Source organism: Mycobacterium sp. E2989, from assembly GCF_001667595.1.
GTDB lineage: Bacteria > Actinomycetota > Actinomycetes > Mycobacteriales > Mycobacteriaceae > Mycobacterium.
In genome coordinates, this window is record NZ_LZJX01000019.1 from 86777 (window position 1) to 112077 (window position 25301).

Annotated in this window: 22 protein-coding genes and 1 pseudogene; 14 read left to right on the forward strand and 9 right to left on the reverse strand. The window is 68.8% G+C overall.

Annotated features, from left to right (window positions below):
- Nucleotides 1–27: 27 nt before the first annotated feature.
- The 3 genes from A5680_RS05100 to A5680_RS05110 all read right to left on the reverse strand — a co-directional run bounded on the left by A5680_RS05100 (nucleotide 28) and on the right by A5680_RS05110 (nucleotide 1609).
- Nucleotides 28–648 carry a TetR/AcrR family transcriptional regulator gene (locus A5680_RS05100; protein ID WP_055401482.1) on the reverse strand — a complete coding sequence of 207 codons (621 nt, stop codon included), beginning with the start codon at nucleotides 646–648 and terminating at the stop codon, nucleotides 28–30.
- A gap of 83 nt (nucleotides 649–731) precedes the next feature.
- Complete coding sequence (locus tag A5680_RS05105; protein WP_055401485.1) at nucleotides 732–1172, reverse strand: ATP-binding protein; 441 nt, start codon at nucleotides 1170–1172, stop codon at nucleotides 732–734.
- Nucleotides 1173–1231: 59 nt separating this feature from the next.
- Entirely contained in the window at nucleotides 1232–1609 is a 378-nt protein-coding gene (locus A5680_RS05110; RefSeq protein WP_055401458.1) for an STAS domain-containing protein, read from the reverse strand.
- Nucleotides 1610–1968: 359 nt separating this feature from the next.
- Between A5680_RS05110 and A5680_RS05115 the strand changes: the two genes are divergently transcribed.
- The 3 genes from A5680_RS05115 (at nucleotide 1969) to A5680_RS05125 (ending at nucleotide 4675) form a co-directional block, all read left to right on the forward strand.
- Nucleotides 1969–3090: a catalase family peroxidase gene (locus A5680_RS05115; protein ID WP_304442365.1), complete on the forward strand. Its 1122-nt coding sequence runs from the start codon at nucleotides 1969–1971 to the stop codon at nucleotides 3088–3090.
- Complete coding sequence (locus A5680_RS05120; protein ID WP_082970258.1) at nucleotides 3087–3665, forward strand: cytochrome b; 579 nt, start codon at nucleotides 3087–3089, stop codon at nucleotides 3663–3665. Before A5680_RS05115 ends, A5680_RS05120 begins: the two co-directional genes overlap by 4 nt.
- A gap of 116 nt (nucleotides 3666–3781) precedes the next feature.
- Nucleotides 3782–4675 carry a fructose bisphosphate aldolase gene (locus A5680_RS05125; protein ID WP_067816845.1) on the forward strand — a complete coding sequence of 298 codons (894 nt, stop codon included), beginning with the start codon at nucleotides 3782–3784 and terminating at the stop codon, nucleotides 4673–4675.
- A 37-nt stretch (nucleotides 4676–4712) separates the two neighbouring features.
- Here A5680_RS05125 and A5680_RS05130 read toward each other — a convergent pair whose 3' ends face one another.
- The 3 genes from A5680_RS05130 to A5680_RS05140 all read right to left on the reverse strand — a co-directional run bounded on the left by A5680_RS05130 (nucleotide 4713) and on the right by A5680_RS05140 (nucleotide 8143).
- Entirely contained in the window at nucleotides 4713–5798 is a 1086-nt protein-coding gene (locus tag A5680_RS05130; protein WP_055401462.1) for a DUF190 domain-containing protein, read from the reverse strand.
- 78 nt (nucleotides 5799–5876) lie between these two features.
- Nucleotides 5877–7049, reverse strand: coding sequence for a sulfotransferase (locus A5680_RS05135; RefSeq protein ID WP_067816848.1), 1173 nt, complete (start codon nucleotides 7047–7049; stop codon nucleotides 5877–5879).
- Complete coding sequence (locus A5680_RS05140; protein WP_067816861.1) at nucleotides 7046–8143, reverse strand: DUF1214 domain-containing protein; 1098 nt, start codon at nucleotides 8141–8143, stop codon at nucleotides 7046–7048. Before A5680_RS05140 ends, A5680_RS05135 begins: the two co-directional genes overlap by 4 nt.
- A gap of 60 nt (nucleotides 8144–8203) precedes the next feature.
- On the opposite strand from A5680_RS05140, the gene A5680_RS05145 reads away from it, so the two are divergent.
- Together A5680_RS05145 and A5680_RS05150 are read left to right on the forward strand one after the other, a co-directional pair.
- Nucleotides 8204–8800 (forward strand): TetR family transcriptional regulator, encoded by a 597-nt coding sequence (locus tag A5680_RS05145; RefSeq protein WP_055403553.1) that lies wholly within the window; start codon nucleotides 8204–8206, stop codon nucleotides 8798–8800.
- Nucleotides 8801–8936: 136 nt separating this feature from the next.
- Entirely contained in the window at nucleotides 8937–10847 is a 1911-nt protein-coding gene (locus A5680_RS05150) for a pyruvate kinase (protein ID WP_369827610.1), read from the forward strand.
- On the opposite strand, the gene A5680_RS05155 is transcribed toward A5680_RS05150, so the two are convergent.
- A complete protein-coding gene (locus A5680_RS05155; RefSeq protein WP_067816863.1) occupies nucleotides 10785–11372 on the reverse strand; it encodes a TetR/AcrR family transcriptional regulator in 588 nt (195 codons plus the stop codon). The two genes, A5680_RS05150 and A5680_RS05155, sit on opposite strands and share 63 nt — an antisense overlap.
- A 153-nt stretch (nucleotides 11373–11525) precedes the next feature.
- Between A5680_RS05155 and A5680_RS05160 the strand changes: the two genes are divergently transcribed.
- From A5680_RS05160 to A5680_RS25600, 9 genes and pseudogenes are all read left to right on the forward strand, one after another.
- Nucleotides 11526–13751, forward strand: coding sequence for an acyl-CoA dehydrogenase (locus A5680_RS05160; RefSeq protein WP_067816866.1), 2226 nt, complete (start codon nucleotides 11526–11528; stop codon nucleotides 13749–13751).
- Between the two features lie 8 nt (nucleotides 13752–13759).
- Nucleotides 13760–14968, forward strand: coding sequence for a thiolase family protein (locus tag A5680_RS05165; RefSeq protein WP_067816869.1), 1209 nt, complete (start codon nucleotides 13760–13762; stop codon nucleotides 14966–14968).
- A 5-nt stretch (nucleotides 14969–14973) separates the two neighbouring features.
- The gene (locus A5680_RS05170) at nucleotides 14974–15387 is read left to right on the forward strand and encodes a Zn-ribbon domain-containing OB-fold protein (RefSeq protein WP_067816872.1); all 414 of its coding nucleotides are present in this window, start codon (nucleotides 14974–14976) and stop codon (nucleotides 15385–15387) included.
- A 56-nt stretch (nucleotides 15388–15443) separates the two neighbouring features.
- Nucleotides 15444–16781 (forward strand): amidohydrolase family protein, encoded by a 1338-nt coding sequence (locus tag A5680_RS05175; protein ID WP_067816874.1) that lies wholly within the window; start codon nucleotides 15444–15446, stop codon nucleotides 16779–16781.
- Between the two features lie 2 nt (nucleotides 16782–16783).
- Entirely contained in the window at nucleotides 16784–19117 is a 2334-nt protein-coding gene (locus tag A5680_RS05180) for a CoA transferase (RefSeq protein WP_067816877.1), read from the forward strand.
- 1 nt (nucleotide 19118) lies between these two features.
- On the forward strand, nucleotides 19119–19460 hold the full coding sequence (locus A5680_RS05185; RefSeq protein WP_067816880.1) for a hypothetical protein: 342 nt from the start codon (nucleotides 19119–19121) through the stop codon (nucleotides 19458–19460).
- Nucleotides 19461–19492: 32 nt separating this feature from the next.
- Nucleotides 19493–20644 (forward strand): thiolase family protein, encoded by a 1152-nt coding sequence (locus tag A5680_RS05190; RefSeq protein ID WP_067816883.1) that lies wholly within the window; start codon nucleotides 19493–19495, stop codon nucleotides 20642–20644.
- Entirely contained in the window at nucleotides 20641–21063 is a 423-nt protein-coding gene (locus A5680_RS05195) for a Zn-ribbon domain-containing OB-fold protein (RefSeq protein ID WP_067816886.1), read from the forward strand. Before A5680_RS05190 ends, A5680_RS05195 begins: the two co-directional genes overlap by 4 nt.
- Nucleotides 21060–21146 (forward strand): annotated as a pseudogene (locus tag A5680_RS25600) (MarR family transcriptional regulator); the annotation flags it as partial. The gene A5680_RS05195 and the pseudogene A5680_RS25600, both read left to right, overlap by 4 nt.
- Nucleotides 21147–21175: 29 nt before the next feature.
- Here the strand turns inward: A5680_RS25600 and fadD1 are convergent.
- Both fadD1 and A5680_RS05205 read right to left on the reverse strand, forming a co-directional pair.
- Complete coding sequence (fadD1, locus tag A5680_RS05200) at nucleotides 21176–22819, reverse strand: fatty-acid--CoA ligase FadD1 (protein ID WP_067816889.1); 1644 nt, start codon at nucleotides 22817–22819, stop codon at nucleotides 21176–21178.
- A gap of 317 nt (nucleotides 22820–23136) precedes the next feature.
- Nucleotides 23137–25269: an EAL domain-containing protein gene (locus A5680_RS05205; protein ID WP_067816892.1), complete on the reverse strand. Its 2133-nt coding sequence runs from the start codon at nucleotides 25267–25269 to the stop codon at nucleotides 23137–23139.
- Nucleotides 25270–25301 lie beyond the last annotated feature (32 nt).

Consider the following 25301-nt stretch of genomic DNA (forward strand, 5'->3'; position numbering starts at 1 on the left):
AACGTCCGGACATCAGACAATCCGGCGTTATTGTCTGACTTCCGGCACCAGGGCACGCACCACGAACTGCTCGACGAACGCGCGTTTGTCGGCGGCGGGGCGGAACCGCCACGATGGCGCCAGCAGGAACAGCGTGGTGGCGTGCAGCCACTGCACCACCGACCGCGGATCGAGGTCGGCGTGTAGGCGACCCGCCGACTGCCACCGCTGCAGCAACGGTTGGTAGTGCCGCAACAGCGTCTCCACGATGGGCTCGGAACCCTTCTCCAGGGCCGTCGCCACGGCGGTGCTCTCGGCGGCGAACAGCGCCTCGTTCAGTGGGTCGCCGTTCACCGACTCGGCGCGGGCCAGCACCATCTCGGGAACCGCGCGCACCGGATCGTCCGGATCGGCCAGCGAGCGCACCAGCTCGCCCAGGGCGTGGTCGACCCGCGCCAGGATCAGCCCCAGCAGGACGTCGTCGCGGCCCGGGAAGTACCGGTACACCGTGGACCGGGACACGCCCGCCGCGTCGGCCACCTCGCCCATCCGGAACTGCGTGTTGCCGCGATGCACGATGCACCGGCCCGCCGCGTCCAGGATGCGCCGGCGGGCCTCGTCGTCATCGAGGATCGCGCGGTCGTCGCCCCACCAGCGGCTCGGCTGCATGGCGCAGATGTTACGGGACCCGTTGTGGAAAACCACGAATTGCATTGCGAATCAAGCGGATCCTCAAAGCGGATCAGCCGGGCTTACGCGCCGGGCCGGCGGGTGAGATCGGTCCACGTCAACGCGACGCGGGTCCCGTGCGGCGTGCGGTCGATGGTCACATCGTCGGCGAGCGCCTCCATCAGCGGGATGCCGCGTCCGCGGAGTTGCTGCTGGTAGTGCGGCGGGAGCTGCTGGCGCCAGCGGCCGCGATCGTCGACCGTGACGGCCAGGGTGTCGGACCGGCGGTCGTAGGCCGCTGTGACGTCCAGGGTTCCGGGCTTAGACGCGTCGCAGTAGGCGAACTCCGCGGCGTTGGCGATGGCTTCGTTTACCGCCAGCAGAACGTCGCTGAAGCGGTCGGTATCGAGGGTGAAGTGCGTTTCGAGCCAGACGCCGAACTCGGCTCGAGCGCGAGCGGCGCTGCGGGGGTCGGCGGCGACCCTGCTCCGTACGAAACGGGATCGGTCGTCGCTGATTGACACATCGTGCGGCTGGTGATCAGAGCGCCCCATCGTTCCCAGCTGTGCCCCCATCTCGAGGTTCACCCACCAGCGATGCCGCTCAGCGCGTCGTCGAGCGAGCTGTAGAGCGCAAGCACGCTGTCGATTCCCATCAGTTTGATCGGCCTGCTCGTCGCCGAGCCGTTGGCGACCACCGCGAATTGGGTCGGCGGCTCGGTCTCGGCCTGCGCCGTGACCAGGACCGTCATCCCGGCCGACGCCAAGAAGTCCACTTTGGTGAGGTCAACGATGAGCGCGGCGGGCTTGGCGCCCAGCGCGGTCTGGATCGCTTCGGCCAGGTGCGGGGAGCTGAGCATGTCCACCTCACCCGAGACGGTGAGCACGACAGCCTGATCTACCTGTTGTTTTCCCACCGAGAAAGCGGTCGGATCTATCGGATCGCCAGTTAGTTCGCCCATGGTCTATCACTCACAATCGGTCCCCCGTAGGAAGACTGCTAGCTCTCAAAATAGCCGCTGCCAAGCCGGGGGCTGCTTGTTCAACCCCGCGGAAATCGCTTGCCCGTCGGAGGAGACACACCCCGACCATCTGCGCGCAAGCTACAGATGCAGCCGCAAGTTGTTTATTCGATGGTATGACACGCGGGGAACCACACCCAAAACGAGTGAACGAATCGGCGCCCGGTGACGTCCTGTGAGTGTGTGCGAGCCTCACCGCAGAAGTTGCGCCGGGCGTCGGCCCATGCGTGAATTACCCCCACCGGATTCCGGTCCAGCCCAGGCCCCCTGGCCTGCACAAACCCCGAAGGGTGGTGGTCGTGGAGCCCGGTGACGGCGGTGGCGAACAGGGCGATCCGCCCGGCGAGCCCGCCCGGCCCCTCGCCGACGCGTTGACGCGGCGGCGCGCCTTGCTCGGCATGGGTGCCGTGGCCGGCGTCGCCGCGGCGGATGTGGGTGGGTTCGCCTATGCCGGTGGCTGGCTGCGGCCGGGCGCGCTGACACCACCCCGGTTCACCGACCGGTTCGAACACGTCTACGGACGTCACGACGGTTTTCGCCGGAATCACGCGAAGGGGCTCAGCGCGGTCGGGACGTTCGCCAGCAGCGGGGCGGGGGCGGCGGTCTGCCGGGCGGCGGTCTTCGGAGCGGGAACCGTGCCGGTGATCGGCCGGTTCTCCCTATCGGGCGGTCTGCCGGATCAGGCGGACGCGGCCGCCACGGTGCGGGGCCTCGGCCTGCTCTTCCAGGGCCCCGGCGGCCAGCAATGGCGCACGGCGATGATCAACATCCCCGTCTTCCCGGACAGCACGCCCAAGGGGTTCTACGACCGGCTGCTCGCCTCCCGGCCCGTGCCCGAGACCGGCAAGCCCGACCCGGAGAAGATGGCCGCATTCCTCGGCCGCCATCCCGAGACCGTCGCGGCCATGAAGCTGATCAAGCAGGCCACGCCCAGCGCGGGGTTCGCCGACAGCCCCTTTCACGGGCTGAACGCCTTCCTGTTCACCAACGGCGCCGGAGCGACCGTCCCGGTGCGCTGGGCCGCCGTCCCGCAGCAAGCGGCGGGCGTGCCGGCGCCGTCCCCGGGCAAGGACTACCTGTTCGACGACCTCATCCGCGCGCTCGCGCAGCGGCCGCTGAGCTGGCGGCTGCTGCTCACCATCGGCGAGCCGGGCGACCCGACCCACGACGCCACGAAACCCTGGCCGGCGTCGCGCCGCACCGTCGACGCCGGCACCATCACCATCACGGCCGTGCAGACGGAGGCGCCCGGCAACGCCCGCGATATCAACTTCGACCCGCTGGTCCTGCCCGACGGTATCGCCGCCTCCGACGACCCGTTGCTCGCCGCGAGGTCGGCGGTCTACGCCCGTTCGTTCACCCGCCGCGCCGAGGAGCCGAAAACGCCCAGCGAAGTCGACGTCTCTCGGGTGCTGCGGTGAAGGAAAGCCCGGCCGCGGCCCGGTTCGCGCTGCCGTCCCGGCTGCTGCACTGGCTGATGGCGCCGATGGTGATCGCGCAACTGCTCATCGGCGTCACCATGGTCGCGGCGCTCAGCTACTACCCGCTGCTGCTGGCCATTCACCGGCCGCTCGGCGTGCTGATCCTGGTAATCGCCGTGGTGCGGCTGGCGAACCGGCTCACCCACCGGCCGCCGCCGTTTCTGGCCACGATGGGCCGCGCCGAGCGGCGCATCGCGACGTGGTCCGAATACCTGCTCTACGCCCTGCTGCTGGTGCAACCCCTCACCGGCTGGGCCATGCTGTCGGCCGCGCGGTTCCCGGTCACGCTGGCGGGTCCGCTGCGGCTGCCCGGCATCGCGCCGCACCGCATCGACGTCTTCGCGGTGCTGCGCGAGTGCCACGGCGCCTTCGCATTCCTGCTGTTCCTCACGTTCACCGCGCACATGTGCGCCGTGCTCTTTCACACGCTGGTTCTGCGCGACGGGCTCCTTGATCGCATGGCGCTGTGCCGCGCCAGGCCCGACCCCCCGCGGCCGCACCAAGCCGAGGTGTGACGACCGGCCTCCCCGGGGCTCTGACCGGCCGAATATGATCGGCACGATCATCGCAGGGGTGCGCAGCACCGTAGGCGCCGTGACCGCACGGGACCACAAGGGAGTGGAGGACGTCCATGCCGAACGAGAAGCAGGCGGACCGGATGACGTCGGGGAAGGGATTCATCGCGGCGCTCGACCAAAGCGGCGGCTCGACGCCGAAGGCGCTACGCCTCTACGGCATCGAGGACGACGCGTACTCCTCCGAAGAGGAGATGTTCGACCTCATTCACCAGATGCGATCGCGGATCATCACGTCGCCGGCGTTCACTGGGGACCGGGTGCTGGCCGCCATCCTCTTCGAGCAGACCATGGACCGTGAGATCGAGGGCAAGCCGTCGACCACCTACCTGTGGGAGACCAAGGGCGTGGTGCCCATCCTCAAGATCGACAAGGGCCTGGCCGACGCGTCCGACGACGTGCAACTGATGAAGCCGATCCCGGGACTGGACGAGTTGCTGGAGCGCGCCGTGAGCAAGGGCGTCTTCGGCACCAAGGAACGGTCGGTGATCGGCGGCGCCAACGCCGAGGGCATCGCCGCCGTGGTCGCCCAGCAATTCGAGCTGGCCCATCAGGTGCTCTCGCACGGCCTGGTGCCCATCATCGAGCCCGAGGTCACCATCTCGATCTCGGACAAGGCCGACGCCGAGGCCATCCTGCGCGACGAGATCACCAAGCAGCTCGAGAACGTGCCCGAGGGTCAGCGCGTGATGCTCAAGCTGAGCCTGCCCAGTGAGGTCAACTTCTACCGCCCGCTGATCGAGCACCCGAAGGTGATGCGCGTGGTGGCCCTGTCCGGCGGCTACTCCCGCGAGGAAGCCAACGAGCTGCTGGCGAAGAACACGGGCCTGATCGCCAGCTTCAGCCGCGCGCTCACCGAGGGACTCACGGTCGACCAGTCCGACGAGCAGTTCAACGCCACGCTGGACAAGGCGATCCAGTCGATCTACGACGCCTCGGTCGCCGGCTGACCCGACCCGTGGGGGCGAGCCGCGTTCGCGATCGCCGCTAGTAGCGGTGGTCGGCCATCCGCGGCGGTCCCTCGTCGGCGTCATCGTCCGACACCACCGCCGGCACCATCTCGCTGGTCACCAGCCCGTCGTCGCGGGTCAATTCGTCTATCACGGCGAAGGATTCGGCGACGTTGGCCGGGGTGTCGACGACGATCGTGACCACGGGGACGCGGCGGCGTAGCGAGAACCACTTGTCACCGTGCGGTTGATGGTCCCCGTGGTATCCCCAAATGCCCCGCACCACCGTCGCCCCGTCGGGCGCGTCCCGCTGACGGAGCCGCTGCACGATCGCGCGGTGAATCGGCACCCCGCCGTGAAGTGCCGACTCCGACGTGTAGACGGTCAGCTTCTGAAACAGCGGCAAACCGCGTTCGTCGACCCCGGGCAGGGCGTGTGGCCGCTCGAGAAGTTCGCCGTCGCGTTTGCACACGCGCACCCGCTCGAGCGTGAACATGGGGCGCCGGAGCAGCCCCGCCAGTTCCGGCAGCACGCCGCCGATGCGCTCGCCCGAGCCGACGGCGACGATCATCATCGGCACGTTGGCGTTGCGGCCGAAGAAGCGGGCCCGGTGCCGCCGCCCGTCCGTGACGCCGTCCACCGCCAGCAGGACCGACGCACCGGCTATCCGGCGGCGATGCAACAGGTCGCAGATGGCGACATACGCCGGGGTGCCGTTGACGCGTTCCTTGCGGCCGACGTAGACGGTCAACTTGACGGCTTCGCGCAATTCGTCGGGGAGCTCCGGCGGCCCCGGGACGGCCCCGTCCCCGCGGAATAGCCGGGCCCGCTCCAACGTGACCAGGCCGCGCTGCTTGATGGCGAGCACCGGGTCCAGCAAGGCCTCGATCTTCGCCCGGGTGTCCACGGCCACGATCGCGACGGGTGGATCCTCGGACAAGGTCAGTGATTCGTCGGTTCGCAGGTGCCGCCCGGAGCCGAAGCCGCCGATGCCGCGCAGCACCACGCCGCAGGCGATGCGATGCCGCGCGTAGAGGTCGAGCAGCACGTCGGAGACGAAGCCGTCGTCGGTTCGACGCCGCTCGGCCAGATAGGTGGTGAGCTTCAGGCAGTCTTCGTCCATGGCCGCTCCTGTCGCGTTGCGGCGATCCTACTCGGTCGCAGACCCCAAGCGTCGCAACGGTGTTCGACGGCGACGCGGTCAGCGCAGCGTCTCGGTGGGGACCGCGTAGCGGTCCTGGTAGGCGCGCACCCGCTCCCGCACCTCGCCCTCCCGCAGCCCGGTGTCGGACCAGGTGTAGCGGCCGCGGCCGCCGTCGCCGGGATGGGCCGCGAGGAACGCGCGCATCTTCTGCTCGGCATCGGGGCGCAGGTCGCGGTCCAGCCGTTGGTAGATGTCCTTGATCGTGGTCCACGGATCGTTGATGAAGTCGCTGTATTGCACGTCGATCACGCGGTCCGCCGGCACCGCCCCGCTGTCGCGCAGGGCCATCTCGCGCTCCAGGCCGACGACGATCTCCTCGTAGGACTGGCCCGCGCATTCGGCGATGCTGGACTCGTCGCTGCACATCCGGCGCAGGTGGTGGGTCAGGGCGGCGATCGACGAGATGACGTTGAGCGGGTCGCGATGGGTCTGCACGATCAACGCGTCCGGGTACTCGGCCAGCAGCGTGTCGAGCTGCCACAGGTGCGCCGGAGATTTCAGCAGCCACTGGCCCGGCACGCCGGATTGCAAGTGCTGCAGGAAGATTCGATGGTAACGGTAGGCACCCGCGTGGTCCGCCTCGTAGAGCAGCCAGCGGTAGTAGCTGGGCAGGCGGTACTGCACGGTGAAGATCATGCTGACGAATTCGCCGGCGGTGATGCGGACGCACTCCTGCCCGACGAGGGCGCCCATCGGATGAAATGCGAGGAACCCCGGCATGATCTGTTCGGACAGGTCGATGCTGGCCTGGGCCTGCGCGATGCGCGGGTCGTCGTGGTAGGTATCCGGTTGCGGCACCGGGCAGGGCTCGTCGACCTCCCACGTGAGCGGGGCGCGCAGCTCGGGGTCCTGGGCGAGCAGGTCATAGAGGATGGTGGTTCCGGTGCGGGGCTGGCCGACGATGAATATCGGCGCCGCAATCGGTTTGGTGGCGATCTCGGGATGTTGCTTGCGCCAGGCGATCACGCCCAAACGATTCTTCAGCGCGCGCATGATGTCGAGGTGGGCGACCTCCACGCCGATGTCCGACAGCCGCGCGTCGTTGATCAGCCCGTCGGTGAGGCGGTGCAGTCCCGGCCGCCAGCCCTCGGCGCCGAAGTCGTCGCTGCCCACCTCCTCGCAGGCGGCGGCGATCAGCCGTTCGGGGGCGAATCGGTCCTGCAGCGTCATGCCGGCTCCTCACATCGGCGCACCGAGACCACCACGTCCGGCGGGCTGGGGTTGTCGAGCCAGCGCAGGGTGACGAAGCCACGGTGCCGTCCGCCGGTGTCCAGCCAGTGGCCGACGCCGAAATCCTTGCCGGAGACCGCGATTCGAACGCGGCCGTCGGCATCGGGGGTCACGCCACGGTTGGTCACCGAGCTGTGCCGGGCGCGGGGTTCCAGGCATTCGTGCCAGATGTTCTCCAGCGTGACGTTCCAGTAGCGGGTGTCGGGGGGCGCGATGTCGAGCAGCAGGGCCTCGTCACCTTCGAGCCGGTAGGTCCCGATCATGTACAGGTTGTCGGGGGTGGTGTCGGCGGCGCCGAGGTTGGCGGCCTCCGCCGTGAGCAGTGTGTTCGGCGTGTCGAGCAGTTCGGGCTTGATGGTGCGGTGCAGCGTCGCCAGCTTCATCAGTGACCAGGCCATCGCGGTGAACTGGTCGGCCAGCTCGCCGTCGGTCAGCGGCGTCAGGGGCCCGGCGTCGAGCGCCTCGATGCGCAGCGTGGCGAGCTGTTCGCGCGCGCGATCACCGATGTACTCGCGGACCACCACCGACGAGGCGTCGTCGGGAATCTTCACCCACTGCGCGCCGGCGAGGTCGGCGGGTTCGTCCGCCGACAGCACGAGCGCGAATTCGCCCGCGCGCAGCGCCAAATCGACGTCGCTGACGTAGCCGGCCATGCGGCGCGGCGTGAGTCCGGTTCCGGCCAGGATCTGCAGCCCGAGGTAGGCGCTGCTGCCCCGCGAGCCGGTGATCCGGTAGCCGCGGTCGCCCCGGATCATCGCCAGGTAGTAGTTGCCGTCCGGATTCGGACCGCCGATCATGCGGTTCTCCGAACACATATCGAAGAATGAGGGCCGCTCCGGGTCGGCCTCCACCGACATCTGCGCGCAGAGGGAGGAGACGCGCGCGATCAGGCGCAGCCCCTCGAGCAGTTCCCGCTCGGACTCGGCGTCCTCGGCCACGATCTTGGTGACGTCCGCGACCATCTGCTGGAAGAACTGCCACGCGGCCCGCGCGTCGGGGGCCACCTGAGCGGACGAATCGGGGTCTTGAGACATCGTCTCATGCTAAGACTATGTCTTACGCTTTAGGGGTCGATTCGCGGAAAAGGGTGGGGAATGGCTGTCACGACGTCGTTGGCCGAGCGGAAGCGCACGGCGATGCGCCAGCGCATCGCCGCCGCCGCCGCTGCGCTGGTCGCCGAGCGCGGGCTGGCCGGCACGACGGTGGAGCGCATCGCCGATGCGGCCGACATCGGGCGGGCGACCTTCTTCCGCTATTTCAATTCCAAGGAAGACGCCGTCGCCGAGGGCATGACCGTCCACTGGCTCAACCGCATCACCGCCGCCCTGGCCGCCCAGCCCAAAGACCTGAGCGCCACCGACGCGGTCGTCGGCGCGTTCGGGGAGCTGGCCGGCGGGTTCGCCGACATCGAGGACCAGATTCGCGAATTAGCCACCCTGACAAGGTCTTCCGAGACATTGGACGCGTGGACACTGCACATCTATGTGCGCTACGAGCTGGCGATCGCCGAGCTCATCGCGCCGCGGTTGCCGCGACTGGCGCCGCAGGACCCCAGGCCGCGCCTGATCGGTGCGCTGGCCATGGCGACCGTGCGCATCGCCCTCGACGATTGGCTGAGCCACGGGGGATCCCTGCCGGATCGCGTGAGCAAGGGCCTGGCCGCCGTGACGATCGGACAGCCGCGGCAGTAGCAGTATTGGGGACCAATGTCCCTGTCGTGATGCCCGTCGCGCCGGTAACTTCCTGTGTGCCTTGGTGATTCGAGCATTTAGCGTTACGCCGACGTTAACACTGTGTGGCCGTCAAGCCACAGAATGGGGAGCTCCAGTGTCTGGTCAGCGTGTGGTCGGCCAATCGATCCCCAGCACCCGGGAATCTGCCGACACCGATGTCAAGCGGCGACTGGCGGCGTTGCTCGAGCAGATCGACGGCCTGCTGACCAGCCTGCGGGACGCGGAGCGTTCCTGGGCGGCGTGGCTTCCGGCCATTGCATCGGAACACCGGGCGAGCGCACGAAACCTCGTGCATTACTGGGCGATTCGCCAGTTCGACCTACGCGAATTGCAGGCGAGCCTGGCGGACTTCGGCCTGTCGTCGTTGGGTCGCAGCGAAGCGCACGTCCAGGCCACACTCGCCGCGGTCCGTGCCGCCGTCGCCGCCATCGCGGACGGGAACTGGCAGCCGCCGCCACCGTCGGCGGTGCCGATCGAGCAGGGGCAGACGATGTTGCGGCAACGCACGGTGGAGTTGCTTGGGCCGCGGCCGGCGCATCGCATGACGCGCATCATGGTCACGCTGCCGTCGCAGGCCGCGACCGACGCGGAGTTGGTGCGCGAGTTGGTGCGGCGGGGGATGAACATCGCGCGCATCAACTGCGCCCACGACGACGTGCGGGCCTGGCGGGCCATGGCCCGCCATGTCCGGGACGCGGCCTCCAGCGCCGGCACGACCTGCTTGGTGGCGATGGATTTGGCGGGGCCCAAGCTGCGGACCGGGCCGCTGGAGCCGGGTCCTCGCGTGCTGAAGCTGCGTCCGCGCCGGGATGATCTCGGCCGGGTCGTCGCGCCGGCACGGGCGTGGCTGACGTCGACCGAGGCGCCGTCGCACCCACCCGAACCCGGGATGGCGGTGGTTACGGTGCCGGCGCCGTGGCTGGCCAACCGCGGGGCGGGCGACGTGCTGGCGCTGCGGGACGCCCGTGGATCCCGGCGGCGACTCGTTCTGGAGGCTGCCCCGGGTGGATTCGTGGTCACCACCAGGCGGACGACCTACCTGGTGAGCGGGACGGTGCTGCGCGCCGAAAACACCGATGACGCAACGGAAGTGGGCCCGCTTCCGGAGAAGGAGCGCAGCCTGTCGGTGCGCGCCGGAGACCTGCTGGAATTGACCCGCGACTGTTCACCGGCGCCGACCGATGGCCACCCCCGGATCGGATGCACGTTGGCGGAGGCGTTCGTCCATGCCCGGCCGGGTGACGCCGTCCACTTCGACGACGGCAAGATCGGCGGCCGGGTGGTGTCGGTCGCCCGCGAGGCGCTCACCGTGCGCATCGACCGTCCGGAGCAGGGGGAGGCCCGCCTCAAGGCGGGGAAGGGCATCAACATGCCCGACACCGATCTGCCGATATCGGCGCTCACGGCCCGCGATGTCGCCGACCTCGCCGCCGTGGTGGAACTGGCGGATCTGGTGGACATGTCGTTCGTTCGCAATCCGGCCGATGTCGAGCGGTTGCTCGACGAACTCGATCGGCTCGACGGGCACCGGTTGGGCGTCGTGCTCAAGATCGAAACCCGGCGCGCGTTCGAAGACCTGCCGCAGCTGTTGCTCACCGCGATGCGCCGGCCCCGGGTCGGGGTGATGATCGCTCGGGGGGATCTGGCGGTGGAGTGCGGTTACGAGCGGATGGCCGAGTTGCAGGAGGAGATCCTGTGGCTGTGCGAGGCCGCACACCTGCCGGTGATCTGGGCGACGCAGGTTCTCGAACAACTCGCCAAGACCGGCCTGCCCTCGCGCGCCGAGATCAGCGACGCGGCGATGAGCGAACGGGCCGAGTGCGTGATGCTAAACAAGGGCCCCTTCCTCGACGAGGCCGTCACCGTGCTGGACAACATCATGCGGCGCATGGCGGACCACTATTACAAGAAGAACGCGTTGCTGCGCCCATTGCGGTCCTGGTCAGCCTCGGCGGCCCAGGGCGTCGACGATGAACCGGGTCGTGAGCTCGGCTCGGCGTCGTGAATACCCTTGCGGGTCAGACAGGATCGGATAGACGACACCCCCGACGATCGCGTCCGCGGCCGACTCGGCCGTGTTGCCGTCGATGCCGTCGGCGAGGATCCGGGCCCGGACGCTCTCGTACAGGGGCTCGCTGAACCCGGCGCGCAGTTTGACGGCGGTGTCCTCGTGTTCCATGCCCGCGACGGTCAGGATGCGCAGCATCGCCGCGCCGCGGGCCGTCGTCAGAGTTCTGGCGAGCTTTCGCACCCAGCCGACCAAGTCGGCGGCCAGGTCGTCGGTGTGATTGACCGATGCGAGCAGCCTGTCGGCATCCTCGAGCATCACGTCGGCAACCAGCGCCGGGCGGCTGGGCCACCAGCGGTAGATGGTCTGCTTGCCCACACCGGCCCGGGCGGCGACGGCCTCGATGCTCAGGCCGTCGAATCCGCGTTCGAGAAGGAGCTCGCGGGTGGCGGTGACGATCGCCGTGCGCGACTTCTCGCTGCGACGCCTCGGCGGGGTCGCCTGGGTGAGATCGCTTGGCATTGGGTGATCCTCGCTGCTGCGGTGGCCCGCTTTACATATCCTGACTGGCCCCGGTAGTCTGCCACAAGACGAGACGGTCCGTCTTGTAAGGGCATTCTAGCCGGAAGGGTAGCAGTCGGTGCGGCCAACTTCAGTCACCACTCGCCCGTCGTCGTGACCCTGGGATTGAGCCCGGAGCAACAGGAGCTCAGCGATGCGGTCGGACAGTTCGCCGGCCGGCATGCCCCCATCGCCGCCACGCGAGACAGTTTCGATGATCTTGCGGCGGGCCGGCGCCCGGAATGGTGGGATGCCCTCGTCGGCAACGGTTTTCACGCCGTGCACGTACCCGAGAACCTGGGCGGGCAGGGCGGCCGGCTGATCGACGCCGCCTGCGTCCTGGAGGCGGCGGGCAAGGCACTACTGCCCGGGCCGCTCCTGCCGACGGTCGCCGCGGGGGCCGTCGCCTTGCTGGCCGATACGACACCGGCCGCCGAGGCACTGGTGCGGGGCCTGGCCGCGGGCGCGATCGCGGCCGTCGTGCTGCCCGACGACGGCGACTTCCGCGTGCGCGCCGAGGGCGGGGGATGGTCGGTCACCGGCGCGTCGGAGGTCACCGCCGGCGTGTGCGCGGCGCAGACGGTCCTGGTCGCCGCCCGTGGGGACGACGAAGGCGTGGTCTGGGTGGTCGTCGACGCTGAAAAGCCGGCGGTGACAGCGGAACCCGTGAACGGGACGGACCTCGTCGCCGACGCCGGGGTGTTGCGGCTCGACGACTACCGCGCGGCGCGCTCCGAGGTGCTCACCGGCATCGATCCCGACCGCGCTCGGTGCGTGACGTTGGGGCTGCTGGCCAGCGCGTTGAGCGGCATCGTGCAGTGGTGCGTGGAAGCGGCCACCGCGCACCTGCGGAGCCGAGAACAGTTCGGCAAGGTGATCGGCACCTTCCAGGCGTTGCAGCACAACGCCGCGATGTTGCTGGTCAGCAGCGAACTGGCCACGGCGGCGGCCTGGGACGCAGTCCGCGCTGCCGACGAACCGATCGACCAGCACCGCATGGCCGCCGCCGGGGCGGCGGTGATGGCGATCGCACCCGTGCCAGATCTGGTGCTCGACGCGCTGACCATGTTCGGGGCCATCGGCTTCACCTGGGAGCACGATCTGCATCTCTACTGGCGTCGCGCGATCAGCCTCGCGGCGTCGATCGGGCCGGCGAATCGCTGGGCCCGGCGCCTCGGTCAGCTGACCTGCACGCAGCAGCGCGACATGTCGGTCGACCTCGGGGATGCGGAAGCGCACTTCCGTTCCTGGGTTGCCGAGACCCTTGACGCCGCAATGCAGTTGGCCAACGACATACCGGCACCGCACGGCGACTACCCGGACCAGGCCTCCGGGCCCCAGCGCACGTTGCTGGCCGATGCCGGGCTGATCGCGCCGCACTGGCCGGCGCCGTGGGGCGTCGATGCGGGTCCCCTCAAGCAGCTCATCATCGACGAAGAGTTCGCCAAGCGACCCGCGCTGGTCCGGCCGTCGCTGAACATCGCCGAGTGGATCCTGCCTTCGGTGCTGGCCGCCGCACCAAAAGACCTGCAGGAAAAGCTGATTCCGCCGACCCAACGCGGCGAGATTCATTGGTGCCAGCTGTTCAGTGAGCCGGGCGCCGGCTCCGACCTCGCGTCGCTGGCCACCCGGGCAACCAAGGTCGACGGCGGCTGGCGGATCAACGGCCACAAGATCTGGACGTCGCTGGCCCAGTACGCCGATCTTGGCGCCCTGCTGGCGCGCACCGACCCGGAAGCCGGCAAGCACCGTGGCATCGGTTACTTCATCCTGGATATGGCCTCGCCCGGCATCGAAGTCCAGCCGATCAAAACGGCCACCGGGCAGGCGCACTTCAACGAGGTGTTCCTCAACGACGTCTTCGTCCCCGACGAGATGTTGCTGGGCGCCCCGAACGACGGCTGGAACCTGGCGATCGCCACCATGGCCGAAGAGCGTTCGGCCATCAGCGGTTACGTCAAGTTCGACCGGGCGGCCGCCCTGCGCCGGCTCGCGGCGGAACCGGGACCGGACCGCGACGACGCGCTGCGGGCGCTCGGTGAACTCGACGCCTACGCCAACGCGATCAAGGCGCTGGGGGTGCGCGAAACCATCCGGTTGCTCGACGGCCAGGCATCCGGCCCGGCGTCGAGCATCGCCAAGGTCGCCATGAACGTGCTGCTGCGCAGGACGTTCGAGGCCACCCTGGGGTTGACCGGGCGCGCGGCGATGGTCGCCGACTCCGACCCGGACATCGTCGAGCGGTACCTGCACCTGCCCGCCGAGCTGATCGGCGGAGGAACCCGGGAGATTCAGCTGAACATCATCGCGCAGATGATCCTCGGACTACCCCGAAAGTAGGACGGCCCATGGGATTACGCGGAGAGGCCGCGATCGTCGGATACGTCGAACTGCCGCCCGAACGGCTCAACAAGGCCACGCCCGCGCCGTTCGCCATCGAGCAATGGGCGCAACTCTCCGCGGCCGCCCTCGCCGATGCCGGGTTGCCCGGTGACGTCGTCGACGGCATCGTGGCGTCGCACCTGGCGGAGTCGGAGATCTTCGTGCCGTCGACCATCGCCGAATACCTCGGCGTCGGGGCGCGATTCGCCGAACACGTGGACCTCGGCGGAGCCAGCGCCGCCGCCATGGTGTGGCGGGCGGCCGCGGCGATCGAGCTGGGCATCTGTGACGCCGTGTTGTGCGCGCTGCCGGCGCGCTACATCACCCCCTCGTCGAAGAAGAAGCCCCGCCCGATGGTGGACGCGATGTTCTTCGGTTCGTCGAGCAACCAATACGGCTCTCCCCAGGCCGAATTCGAGATCCCCTACGGCAACCTCGGCCAGAACGGGCCCTATGGGCAGGTCGCCCAGCGCTACGCGGCCGTGTACGGGTACGACGAGCGGGCGATGGCCAAGATCGTCGTCGATCAGCGGGTCAACGCCAACCACACCGAGGGCGCGATCTGGAAGGACAAGCCGCTCACCGTCGACGACGTCCTGGCCAGCCCGGTGATCGCCGACCCGCTGCACATGCTGGAGATCGTCATGCCCTGCGTCGGGGGCGCCGCGGTCGTCGTCGCCAACGCCGATCTGGCCCGCCGCGCGCGTCACCGACCGGTGTGGATCAAGGGATTCGGCGAGCACGTGCCGTTCAAGACCCCGACGTACGCCAAGGACCTGCTGCACACGCCGATCGCCGAGGCCGCCGACACCGCGTTTGCCATGACGGAGCTGAGCCGCGAGCAGATGGACATGGTGTCGATCTACGACTGCTACACCATCACCGTGCTGCTGTCGCTGGAGGACGCGGGCTTCTGCGAGAAGGGCGAAGGCATGGAGTTCGTCGCCAGCCACGACATGACCTTCCGCGGTGATTTCCCGCTCAACACGGCCGGGGGGCAACTCGGCTTCGGGCAAGCCGGCCTGGCCGGCGGCATGCACCATGTCTGCGACGCCACGCGCCAGATCATGGGCCGCGCGGGTGCGGCCCAGGTCGCCGACTGCCACCGCGCCTTCGTGTCCGGTAACGGGGGCATCCTGTCGGAGCAAACCACGCTGATCCTCGAGGGGGACTGATCGACATGGCCACTCTCGAGCGCCCGATGCCCGTCAAAACCCCCACCAGCGCGCCGTTTTGGGATGCGCTGGCGCAGCATCGCATCGTCATCCAGTACTCGCCCTCGCTGGGCAGTTACGTGTTTTACCCGCGGGTGCGCGCGCCGGGCACGCTGGCCGACGATCTCGAGTGGCGGGAGATCTCCGGCATGGGAACGTTGTACTCCTACACCGTGGCACGCAGGCCGGTCAGTCCGCACTTCGCCGACGCCGTCCCGCAGCTGCTGGCCATCGTCGAATGGGACGAGGGGCCCAGGTTTTCCACCGAGATGGTCAACGTCGACCCCGCCGACCTGCGGGTGGGGATGCGGGTCAGGCCGGTTTTCTTCGACTACCCGGAGCACGACGTCACGATGCTGCGGTATGCGCCCGCCGACTGAGGGCGCCACTGATGAGGGACTATTAGTCTAATCGCTATCTCGGTGAGGAGCGCGGCATGCACAAGGACGACTTGATCCTGATCAGCGTGGACGACCACATCGCCGAGCCCGCCGACATGTTCGACGCGCACGTCCCCGCGAAATACAAGGACCGCGCACCGCGGGTGGTCCTCGAACCCGACGGCGTGCAGCAGTGGTACTACGGCGAGGTCCGCGGGCGCAACATGGGCCTGAACGCCGTGGCGGGCAAGCCGCGGGAGATGTACAACATCGACGCCTCGCGCTACGACGAGATGCGGCCGGGTTGCTTCAACGTGGACGAGCGGGTCCGGGACATGAATGCGGGCGGTCAATTGGCGGGCCTGAATTTCCCGAACTTCACCGGCTTCTCCGGCCAGGTCCTCAACCAGGGTCCCGACCGCGAGGTCAACCTGGTGATGATCAAGGCCTACAACGACTGGCACATCGACGAGTGGTGCGCCGCCTACCCCGGCCGATTCATCCCCTGTGGCATCCTGCCGCTGTTCGACGTGGCCGAGGCGGCCAAGGAGGTCAAGCGGCTCGCGGGCAAGGGTTGTCACGCGGTGACGTTCTCGGAGAACCCAGAGGCGTTGCAGATGCCCAGCATTCACACCAAGTACTGGTACCCGCTGTTCGAGGCGGTCTGCGAGCACAAGACGGTGCTGTGCACGCACGTCGGCTCCGCGTCGCGTTCCCCCCAGGTGTCGACGGACGCCCCGCCCAGCGTGCAGATGACGGCGTCGTCGATGATGAGCATGTTCACGTTCACCGAGTTGATCTGGGCCGAGTTCTGGGCGGACTTCCCGCAGCTGAAGTTCTCCCTCACCGAGGGCGACGTCGGCTGGATTCCGTACTTCCTCTGGCGCGCCGAGCACGTCTTCAACCGCCACTCGGGCTGGACGCTGGCCAAGTTCCCGCCCGGCTACAGCGGGCCGGCCGACGTGTTCAAGCGCCACTTCTACACCTGCTTCATCAGCGACAAGGTCGGCGTGCGCAACATGGACTGGTTCAACGAGGACATGCTGTGCTGGGAGTCCGACTTTCCCCATTCCGACAGCAACTGGCCGTTCGCCCCGGAAGACGTCATCGAGACCATGGGGCATCTCGACGATTCCGTGATCGACAAGATCACGCACGAAAACGCCATGGCCGCCTACTCATTCGATCCGTTCCGGCACATCCCGAAGGAGCACGCTCGCGCCGGTCAGTTGCGGGCCCAGGCCGCCGACGTCGACGTGGTCACGCACGTCGGCCGCCGCGCCAGCCAGCGTGATCGCGACGCCTGGACCCGGATGACGCAGTTCGCCCTGCAGGCGCAGGTCACGGCCGAGGCTCCCGGCATTTCGGGGCGCGCCACCACGCTGGGCAACTGAACGTGACACCCCAGGCACCGTTCGCCGACTGGCGCGTGGTGGAGGTGTCCAACGGCATCGCGGTGTCCTACTGCGGCAAGATGTTCGCCGACGCCGGCGCCGACGTGGTGAAAATCGAATCGCCGCAGGGGGATTCGCTGCGTCGGCGGTCCGCGGGTGGGCCGCCCGGGGCCCTGTTCGGCTATCTGGCCGCCGGGAAGAGGTCGGTCACCAACGGCGACCCGGCGGAGGTCGCGACCCTGCTGGCCGGTGCCGACATCGTGCTGACCGACCTGACCGACGGGTGGACACTCGACGAAATCACGGCCCACACCGGCCCGTCGGCCGTGGTGGTTGCCGCGACCCCATTCGGCACAACCGGTCCGTACGTCGACGACCGCGTCGCGGCGAACGAGTTCATCCTGCAGGCGTTGTGCGGCTCGACCGCCGGGCGCGGCTGGCCGGAGGACGAACCGGTGCAGGCCGGCGGTGAGCTGGGTGAGTGGCTGGCCGGCACGTTCGCGGCCGCGGTCGCCGCCGCGACCGCCCGGCACGCCGCGCGGGGCGGACGCGGGGAGATCGTCGACGTCTCGACCTACGAGGCCATGGTGATCGCGATGGGCGGCCTGTCGGCCATGTCGGCCAGCGTGCTGGGCGCGGATTCGCGGCTGGGGCAGCGCAGTCTGGAGCTGCCGTCGATCGTTCCCACCGCCGACGGCCTGGTCGGCTTCTGCACCATCACCGCCCAGCAGTTTCAGGACTTCCTGGTGCTGATCGACCGCGCCGATCTGCTCGACGACGCCGACCTGGCCTCGTTCGACGGGCGCGTCGCCCGCCGCGACGAGTTCCTCGGCATGGTCACGCAGTGGACCCAGTCCCGCACCACGCAGGAGATCGTCGACCTCGCGGTCGCATTCCGAATCCCGGTGGCCCCCATCGCGACGCCCGAGATGCTGCCCCAGGTCGACCATTTCGTGGAACGCGGCGTGTTCGTCGAATCCGAAGCCGGGATCCTTGCGCCGCGGGTGCCCTACCGCAGCGACGCGATGATCACCAGGCCGCCCGGGCGGCCGCCTCGACTCGGCGCCGACAACGGCCGAATCCACTGGCCGTCAAGGCCCGCGCGGCCCGCGGGTTCCGCCACCGACGCCCTGCCGCTGGCCGATACCCGGATAACCGATTTCACCGCCTTCTGGGCGGGGCCGGTTGCGACGCAACTGCTGGGCGCGCTGGGTGCCGACGTGATCAAAGTCGAGGGCGTCCGCCGCCCCGACGGCATGAGGTTTTCCGCGGGCCGCCCATCCAGCTGGGATCAGTGGTGGGAGTGGGGCCCGGTCTTCTTGTGCAGCAACAACAACAAGCGCGGCGTCAGCGTCGAACTGAGCACCGACGCGGGCCGCGCCCTCGCCCTCGAACTCATCGCCGCCAGTGATCTGGTCGTCGAGAACTTCTCACCGCGGGTGATGACGAACTTCGGCCTGGGCTGGGATGCCGTGCGCGCGGCCAACCCCCGCGCGATCATGGTGCGAATGCCCGCCTTCGGCCTCGACGGTCCGTGGCGCGACCGCGTGGGTTTCGCCCAGACGATGGAACAGGCGACCGGCATGGCGTGGATGACCGGACACGCCGACGGCCCCCCGGTCATCCCTCGCGGGGTCTGCGACCCGATCGCCGGCCTGCACGCGGCCTTCGCCGCCGTGGCCGCGCTGGTTATCCGCGACCGCGACGGCACCGGAATGCACGTCGAATCTACCATGGTCGAAGCGGCGCTGAACGTGGCCGCCGAGATGCTGGTGGAGTACTCGCGCGACGGAATCGAGATGCGCCGCAACGGGAATCGCGGGCCCGGTGCCCGGCCGCAGGGGGTCTATCGCTGCCACGGTGATGACGAGTGGGTCGCGCTTGCCGCGACGGACGACGCCGCGCGCGCGGGCCTGGCCGGGTTGCTGGGCCGGCGGGATCTCCGCCCGAGCGACTGGCACGAGCAACCGGATGAACTCGACAAGCTGATCTCTGACTGGGCGGCCCGGCGCTCGGTGGCCGAGGCCGTCGGCGCGCTGCGCACCGCAGGAGTGGCCGCCGCGCGGGTCACGGCGGCCCCCGAGCTGCTTCGGGACCCGCACCTGCAGGCCCGCGGATTCTGGGAGACCGTAGATCACCCCGTAGCCGGTGAGTTCCTCTGCACCGGAATGCCATTCACGTTCCTCGGCAAACCGCGCCGCTGGATTCGCCGGCCCTCGCCGCTGTATGGCCAGCACACCGCAGAGGTTCTGACCGGCCTGCTGGGGCGCACCGACAACGACCTGTCCGCGCTGCGGGACTCGGGGACCATCAGCACCCGGCCGGCAGGCCTGTGACATGGCGGTGACGCTGTGCGTGCCGCCCCGCCCCGGCGAATTGTGCGCGCCGGTAAGGTTTTTGGTCCGCCGAGACTCGGTGGTGATCGAATTGACCGCCCGGCACCGGATCACCAGCGTCGAGTGGGACGAGCACGAGCGAGCGGTGGCAATGGTCGTCGAGATCACCGACCCGCAGACAGCGCGGCCCGTGGATGTGCGGATCGACATCGTGGAAGCGGCGGCGGACCGGGTCGCGGGGGCCGGGGGTGCTCGGACCACGACGATCGGAACCATCTCCCGCGACGGGCGACGATACGACGTCGTCGGCACGTATCTCGGTGTCGTGGCGGACGAAAACTAAAAGCGAGGATCGAATTGGCAAGCACGAGACGCATGGCGGCGATCGTCGGGGTGCACAACACCCGGCAGGGCCGACGCCTGGACGGCGAGACCTCACGCAGCCTGGCGCTGGCGGCCATCCGCGGTGCGCTCGACGATGCGGGCCTTTGCCTCGAGGACGTGGACGGCATCAGCGCGGGCCCACTGTCCACCGCCCTGATCTACGACCTGCGCCTGGGGCCGGCGTGGCAGGGCCTCGCGTTCGGGGTGGGCATGATCACCGAGGCGGCCGCCGCCATCGAGCACGGCATGGCCGATGTGGTGGTGCTCGTCGCCGCGCAGGCCGGGGAGTACCGCGACCACGAGGCGACGGCGCCGTGGACCCGGCCCGAGAACGAATTCGTGGCGCCGTGGGGCATGTTCACCGCCGCCGAGTTCGCGCTGATCGCGCGCCGCCACATGCACGTTTACGGCACGACGCGCGAACAACTTTCGATGGTGGCCGCGACCATCCGCAACAACGGATCGCGAAACCCCGAAGCCGTGTACTACGGGCGCGGGCCCTTCACGCCCGACGACATCACCGCCTCCCGGCCGATCGCCGACCCGTTTCATCTCCTGGATTGCGCCACCACCTCCGAGGGCGGGTGCGCGCTGGTCGTGGCGAACGTCGAAAAGGCCGAGGGCGCAAGTAAACCTATCTATGTGCTGGGCAGCGGCGCCGACTTCCACGGCCCGTCCTACCAGCACCCGCCGGCGTGGGACCTGGCCGGGCGGCGGGACGGGAACGGCGGGTACGTCAATGGCGTGGTCGGCAGGCGCGCGGCCCAGCGCGCGTTCGCTCACGCCGGCCTGCGGCCCGGCGACGTCGACGTCCTGGAGCTCTACGACCCGTTCTCGTTCGAAATCATCCGCCAACTCGAGGCGTTCGGGTTCTGCGGCGACGGCGAGGGCGGACCGTTCGTCGCCGACGGGCACATCGCCATCGACGGCAGCCACCCCATCACCACCGACGGAGGAACCATGTCGTTCAGTCATGCGGGCTCCAATCCGCAGATGATGCAGCGGGCCGTCCGGGCCGTCCAGCAGCTGCGCGGCCAGGCCGGCGAACTGCAGGTACCCGATGCGCATATCGCGTTGTGCAGCAACGGGGGAGCAGGGGCCTTGTTCACCACGCTGCTGATCCTGGGGGACGAACCGCTGTGACCGCCGATGCCCTGCGCCCACAAACCGGCCCCGTGCCCCACGCCACCAGCCCGCTCAGCGTCCCCTTCTGGCAGGGCTGCCGGTCGGGGGAGTTGCGATATCAACGCTGCGAGGCCTGCGGCCTGGCGAACTTTCCGCCGACCGAGCACTGCCGCGAATGCCTTTCGGCGCAGGTGCGTTGGGAGCGCGGCGGCGGGTTCGGCGAGATCTACAGCTGGACCGTGGTTCGGCGACCGGTGACGGCGGAATTCGAACCGCCCTACGCGCCGGCGATCGTCATCCTGGACGAGGGCTACCAGATGCTGACCAACGTCGTCGGCGTGCCGCCGGAGGAGTTGCGCATCGGCATGCGCGTCCGAGTGCAGTTCCACCCCGTCGGTCCCGGCGTGACGCTGCCATACTTCACCGAATCGCCATGAGCCCACGGCGAACCAGCAACGGCCTGCCGGTAACCGCCTACCCGGTGCTGGGTGTGCTGGCCGCCAACGACGAGCAGCTCACCGATCGCCGCTGGGACAGCGCGGGATCCGGTCAAACGGGTGCGACGGTCGAAGGGCCAGATCCGCCGCCGGGTGACCGAGAGCCCGACTTAGGCGCCACGACCGCGTAGGCGGTCCCGCGCGGTTCGCGCTCCCACAACAGCTCGTCTTCGCCGACGGTTGTTCCTTCGGCGATCAGCTGGCGCTTGAGCACCTTGTGCGTGGCGGTGCTGGGCAGGTCGGTGGCGATGCGGACGTAGCGCGGGCGGCCCTTCGGGGACAGGTCGGCCTGGGCGTCGAGAAACGCTTCGAACGCAGCGGGGTCGAGGGTCTGTCCCTCGTTGAGGACAATCGCGGCCATCACCTGGTCGCCCACTCGCTCGTCCGGAACGGCGTACACCGCGACGCGATTGATGGAGCTGTGCCGCAACAGGATTCGTTCCATGGGGGCCGCGGTGAGGTTCTCGCCGTCGACCCGCATCCAGTCCGCGGTGCGACCGGCCAGGTATATCCAGCCTTCCGCGTCCCGGTAGGCGAGGTCACCGGACCAGTACATGCCGTGGCGCATGCGCTCGGCGTTGGCTTCGGGATCGTTGTAGTAACCGGTGAAGAACCCCGAGCCGGCCGTGTTGACCAACTCGCCCACGGCTTCGTCGGCATTGACCAATGCGCCGTCGGCGTCGAAGCGCGCGACCGCGCACTCGGTGACGGTGTCGCTGTTGTAGATCGCAACCCCGTCGGCACCCTTGCCGATGGAGCCCTTCGGAGTGCCGGGTTCGCGGATCACCATGACGGCGTTCTCCGTGGAGCCGAAGCCGTCCTCGACCTGGACGCCGAAGCGGCGCGCGAACTCCTCGATGTCCTTGTCGTTGGCCTCGTTGCCGAACGCGACCCGCAGGGGATTGTCGGCGTCGTCGTCGCGTTCCGGCGTCGCGAGGATGTAGGCCAGCGGCTTGCCCACGTAGTTCATGTACGTCGCACCGTAGTGGCGGACATCGTCGAGAAAGCTGCTCGCCGAGAACTTCGCCGGCACGATCGCGGCGCCCGAGACCACCGCGGGCGCCCATCCCGCGACGACGGCGTTGGAGTGGAACAGCGGCATCGACACGTAACAGGTGTCCCGCTCGGACAGCGCGAAGCGCTGCGCCAGGTTGAGCCCGGCGAAGGCAGCCATCAGGTGTGATACCTGCACCGCCTTGGGGTTTCCGCTGGTGCCCGACGTGAAGATCATCATGAACGGGTCCATCGCGGTGACCTGCCGGTGCGGGACGAGTTCACCGGCGTCCTTGACGAATTCGGTCCATTCCGGCGTCGAGGTGTCGAGGATGGGTGTCCCGTCGAGGTCGAGGCCGTCGAGCAGGTGGCGGTGTTCGGCGTCGGTCACCAGGAACTGGCAGTGGGCGCGTCGGACGTCGGCCGCGAGCGCCTCGCCGCGCCGCGTGGTGTTCACGCCGCACAGGACATAACCGCCGAGGCCGGCCGCCGCCATCTGGCTGAGCATCTCGGGGTTGTTGCCCAGCAGTGCGCCCACGTGCATGGGCCGGTCCGGGTCGGCGGCCGCTATCAGGGCCGAGGCCCGCGCCGACGCGCCGGCCAGGTACTGACTCCAACTCCACTGCAAACTGCGGTGTTTCACCGCGGTCCGCGGATCGGACAGGCGCTTGCGCAGCAGCGCCTGGATGGTGTCGTCAGTCATCGGTCGGAGTCACCTTTGCTCTGCCTAGCCCTACGAGACGAGACGGTCCGTCTTATCGTAACGGTGGTCTGGCCGGGTCCGAAGCCGGTCCGTCACCGCCTCGCGTTGGGCAACCCGTCATCGCAATTTCTTCCACGATTCCCCATCGAGGCGTGCGTGTACAGCGGACGCGTCGGCGTCGAACGGGCCACCATTGGCTCATGCTGTTCGAGTTGCACAGGTCGCTGCTACTGCTCAGGAATCGGGCGCGACACCTCCTCGCCGAACCCCGCAGTCGCGGTCGGCGTGTCCGCCCCTTCGGCCGCCCGCCGCCCGGCTCACCCGGCGGTGAGGAATGAGGCGCCGGCTTGCCTGCGCCGCTGCCCATACATGGCCTGGTCTGCGCGCTCCAGAACGGCGTCGATGGACCGGCCGTCGCCGGATCGGTGCGCCGCGCACCCGACGGTCAACACGATGGGGATCTCGATCCCGCTCGCGAGGGTGATGCGGGTCCGCTGGATCTCACCGGTGATGCGGTCGGTGAGCGCCGCGAGCCCGCGATCGTCAACGGTGTCGGTGATGATGAGGAATTCGTCGCCGCCCCAGCGGGCAACGAGCCCGTCGTCTTGGACGGCAGCGAGTAACCGGCGGGCGACCTCGACCAGCAATTCGTCGCCGGCCCGGTGGCCGTGCCGGTCGTTGATGGACTTGAATTTCTCGATGTCGCAGAACAACAGGCCATAGCCGTCGTCGGCCGCGTCGAGTTGCTCGAGCCGGCCCCATGCCGCGGAGCGGTTGGCAAGCGACGTGAGTGTGTCGGTGGTGGCCTGGCGAGTAAGCTCGGCCTCTCGCATCCGTTCGGCGGTGACGTCGAGAATTTGAGATACGAAGCAGCGCGGCTGGTTACGCGGCCCTTGCACGAGCACCACGGTGAGGTCGCACCATAAGATTCGTCCGTCGGCGGCGATGAAGCGCTTGTCCATGCGGTAAGTCCGCCGGCGGCCCGCAAGGCACTCGGCGAGCAACGCCAGGTCCGCATCCAGGTCGTCGGGATGCGTGATCTCCTGAAAGGTGAGGCCGGCCAAAGCCTTTCGACCGTACCCGAACATGTTCCTCAGCGCTCGGTTGGTGCGCTGGAACGTGCCGTCCAGGCCGACGACGGCCATGCCGATGGGCGAATGCGTCAACGCCAGCTCGAACCGGCGCTCGCCCAGCACGTCGAAGATGGCCGGGGACTGATCGATCGGTTCGGCGACCGCCGCGCCGTCCGGAAACCCGTGGGTGTGGGACTTGGGTCGGCTCAGGTAGAAACCCTGCGCCCACGGGATGCCGGCCGCCCCCACGGCATCGAGTTCGCCCTGGGTCTCCACCCCCTCGGCGATGACAATCGCGCCGATCTGCGCGGCGAATTCCGCGATGGATTGGGCCAGATGCCGCCGGGCATCGTCGGCGTCGATGTTGCGGGTGATCGAGTGGTCGATCTTGATGAATTCCGGCGCCAGCTCCAGCACGTGCGAGAACGACGAGAAGCCGGCGCCCACGTCGTCGACCGCCACCCGCATGCCGCGCGCCCGGCACGCTTCCAGGACCTCGTCGAGGGCATCGTAGTTTCCGACGGCGTCATGCTCGGTGATCTCCAACACGAGGCGAGACGGGTCGACCGCGGCGAGCAGCTCGGTCCATTCCGTGCGCAGCACCGCCGACGGGGAGATGTTCACTGCGACGAATACATCGTCGGGCAGCTGCGGCACCAGCGACAGCGCACGAGCCACGACCGCGGTCTCCAACTCGATGTCCAAGCCCAGCAGGGCCGCCTCGGCGAAGACGAGATCGGGGCGAAACGGTTCGCACGGGAAGCGCGCGAGCGCTTCGACGCCGAGCGCCTCGCCGGTCGAGACGCTGTGCACCGCTTGGAAGACGATCTCGAAGTCCCGCTCGGCGACCATCCGGCGAATGCCATCGTGCTGATCCGTCGGGATTTTCGCCGGCCCCAACGGCATGTCCATCAAAGTGCCAATGAGCTCGGCCATCTTTCTGATGACCCGGAGATCGACGTCAGCCAGATGCGGCTTCGGCTGCTGGCTGACCGCACCCACGATGCCGGCCGCCGAACCGTCCGGGCCTAGCAACGGAACACCGACGTAGGCGCCCACGCCCCATTCGCGGGTTTTCGGCAGAAGGGAAGCGGTCTTGTCGGCCGATGTGTCCGGGATGACGGCGGGCAGCCGCCCGTCGATGACGCGGACGCTGTACGAATCGGCCAGCGAAACGGTGTCACCGGGCGATAGGCCAAAGGGCCGGGCGTCACCGTCGAATACCTCGAATACCTGCAGGCCGCTGCGAAACGACGCGATCCACGCCGTGTCGAGGCCGAGGCGGCGGCGCAACAAGCCCAGGAGCGTGGTGACCAACTCCACCGAATCTCCCGGCTCGCGGGCCGTGCCGTTTGCGCCCGGCTCCTCGGCGCCCATAGCGAACGATGGTAACCAGGCATGCTGACCGG

Bases quoted from the DNA above. Each gene is read 5' to 3' on its own strand.
- A5680_RS05100 (WP_055401482.1), bottom strand. From the start codon at position 648: ATGCAGCCGAGCCGCTGGTGGGGCGACGACCGCGCGATCCTCGATGAC.
- A5680_RS05110 (WP_055401458.1), bottom strand. From the start codon at position 1,609: ATGGGCGAACTAACTGGCGATCCGATAGATCCGACCGCTTTCTCGGTG.
- A5680_RS05125 (WP_067816845.1), top strand. From the start codon at position 3,782: ATGCCGAACGAGAAGCAGGCGGACCGGATGACGTCGGGGAAGGGATTC.
- A5680_RS05130 (WP_055401462.1), bottom strand. From the start codon at position 5,798: ATGGACGAAGACTGCCTGAAGCTCACCACCTATCTGGCCGAGCGGCGT.
- A5680_RS05135 (WP_067816848.1), bottom strand. From the start codon at position 7,049: ATGACGCTGCAGGACCGATTCGCCCCCGAACGGCTGATCGCCGCCGCC.
- A5680_RS05140 (WP_067816861.1), bottom strand. From the start codon at position 8,143: ATGTCTCAAGACCCCGATTCGTCCGCTCAGGTGGCCCCCGACGCGCGG.
- A5680_RS05145 (WP_055403553.1), top strand. From the start codon at position 8,204: ATGGCTGTCACGACGTCGTTGGCCGAGCGGAAGCGCACGGCGATGCGC.
- A5680_RS05155 (WP_067816863.1), bottom strand. From the start codon at position 11,372: ATGCCAAGCGATCTCACCCAGGCGACCCCGCCGAGGCGTCGCAGCGAG.
- A5680_RS05165 (WP_067816869.1), top strand. From the start codon at position 13,760: ATGGGATTACGCGGAGAGGCCGCGATCGTCGGATACGTCGAACTGCCG.
- A5680_RS05170 (WP_067816872.1), top strand. From the start codon at position 14,974: ATGGCCACTCTCGAGCGCCCGATGCCCGTCAAAACCCCCACCAGCGCG.
- A5680_RS05175 (WP_067816874.1), top strand. From the start codon at position 15,444: ATGCACAAGGACGACTTGATCCTGATCAGCGTGGACGACCACATCGCC.
- A5680_RS05185 (WP_067816880.1), top strand. From the start codon at position 19,119: ATGGCGGTGACGCTGTGCGTGCCGCCCCGCCCCGGCGAATTGTGCGCG.
- A5680_RS05190 (WP_067816883.1), top strand. From the start codon at position 19,493: ATGGCGGCGATCGTCGGGGTGCACAACACCCGGCAGGGCCGACGCCTG.
- fadD1 (WP_067816889.1), bottom strand. From the start codon at position 22,819: ATGACTGACGACACCATCCAGGCGCTGCTGCGCAAGCGCCTGTCCGAT.
- A5680_RS05205 (WP_067816892.1), bottom strand. From the start codon at position 25,269: ATGGGCGCCGAGGAGCCGGGCGCAAACGGCACGGCCCGCGAGCCGGGA.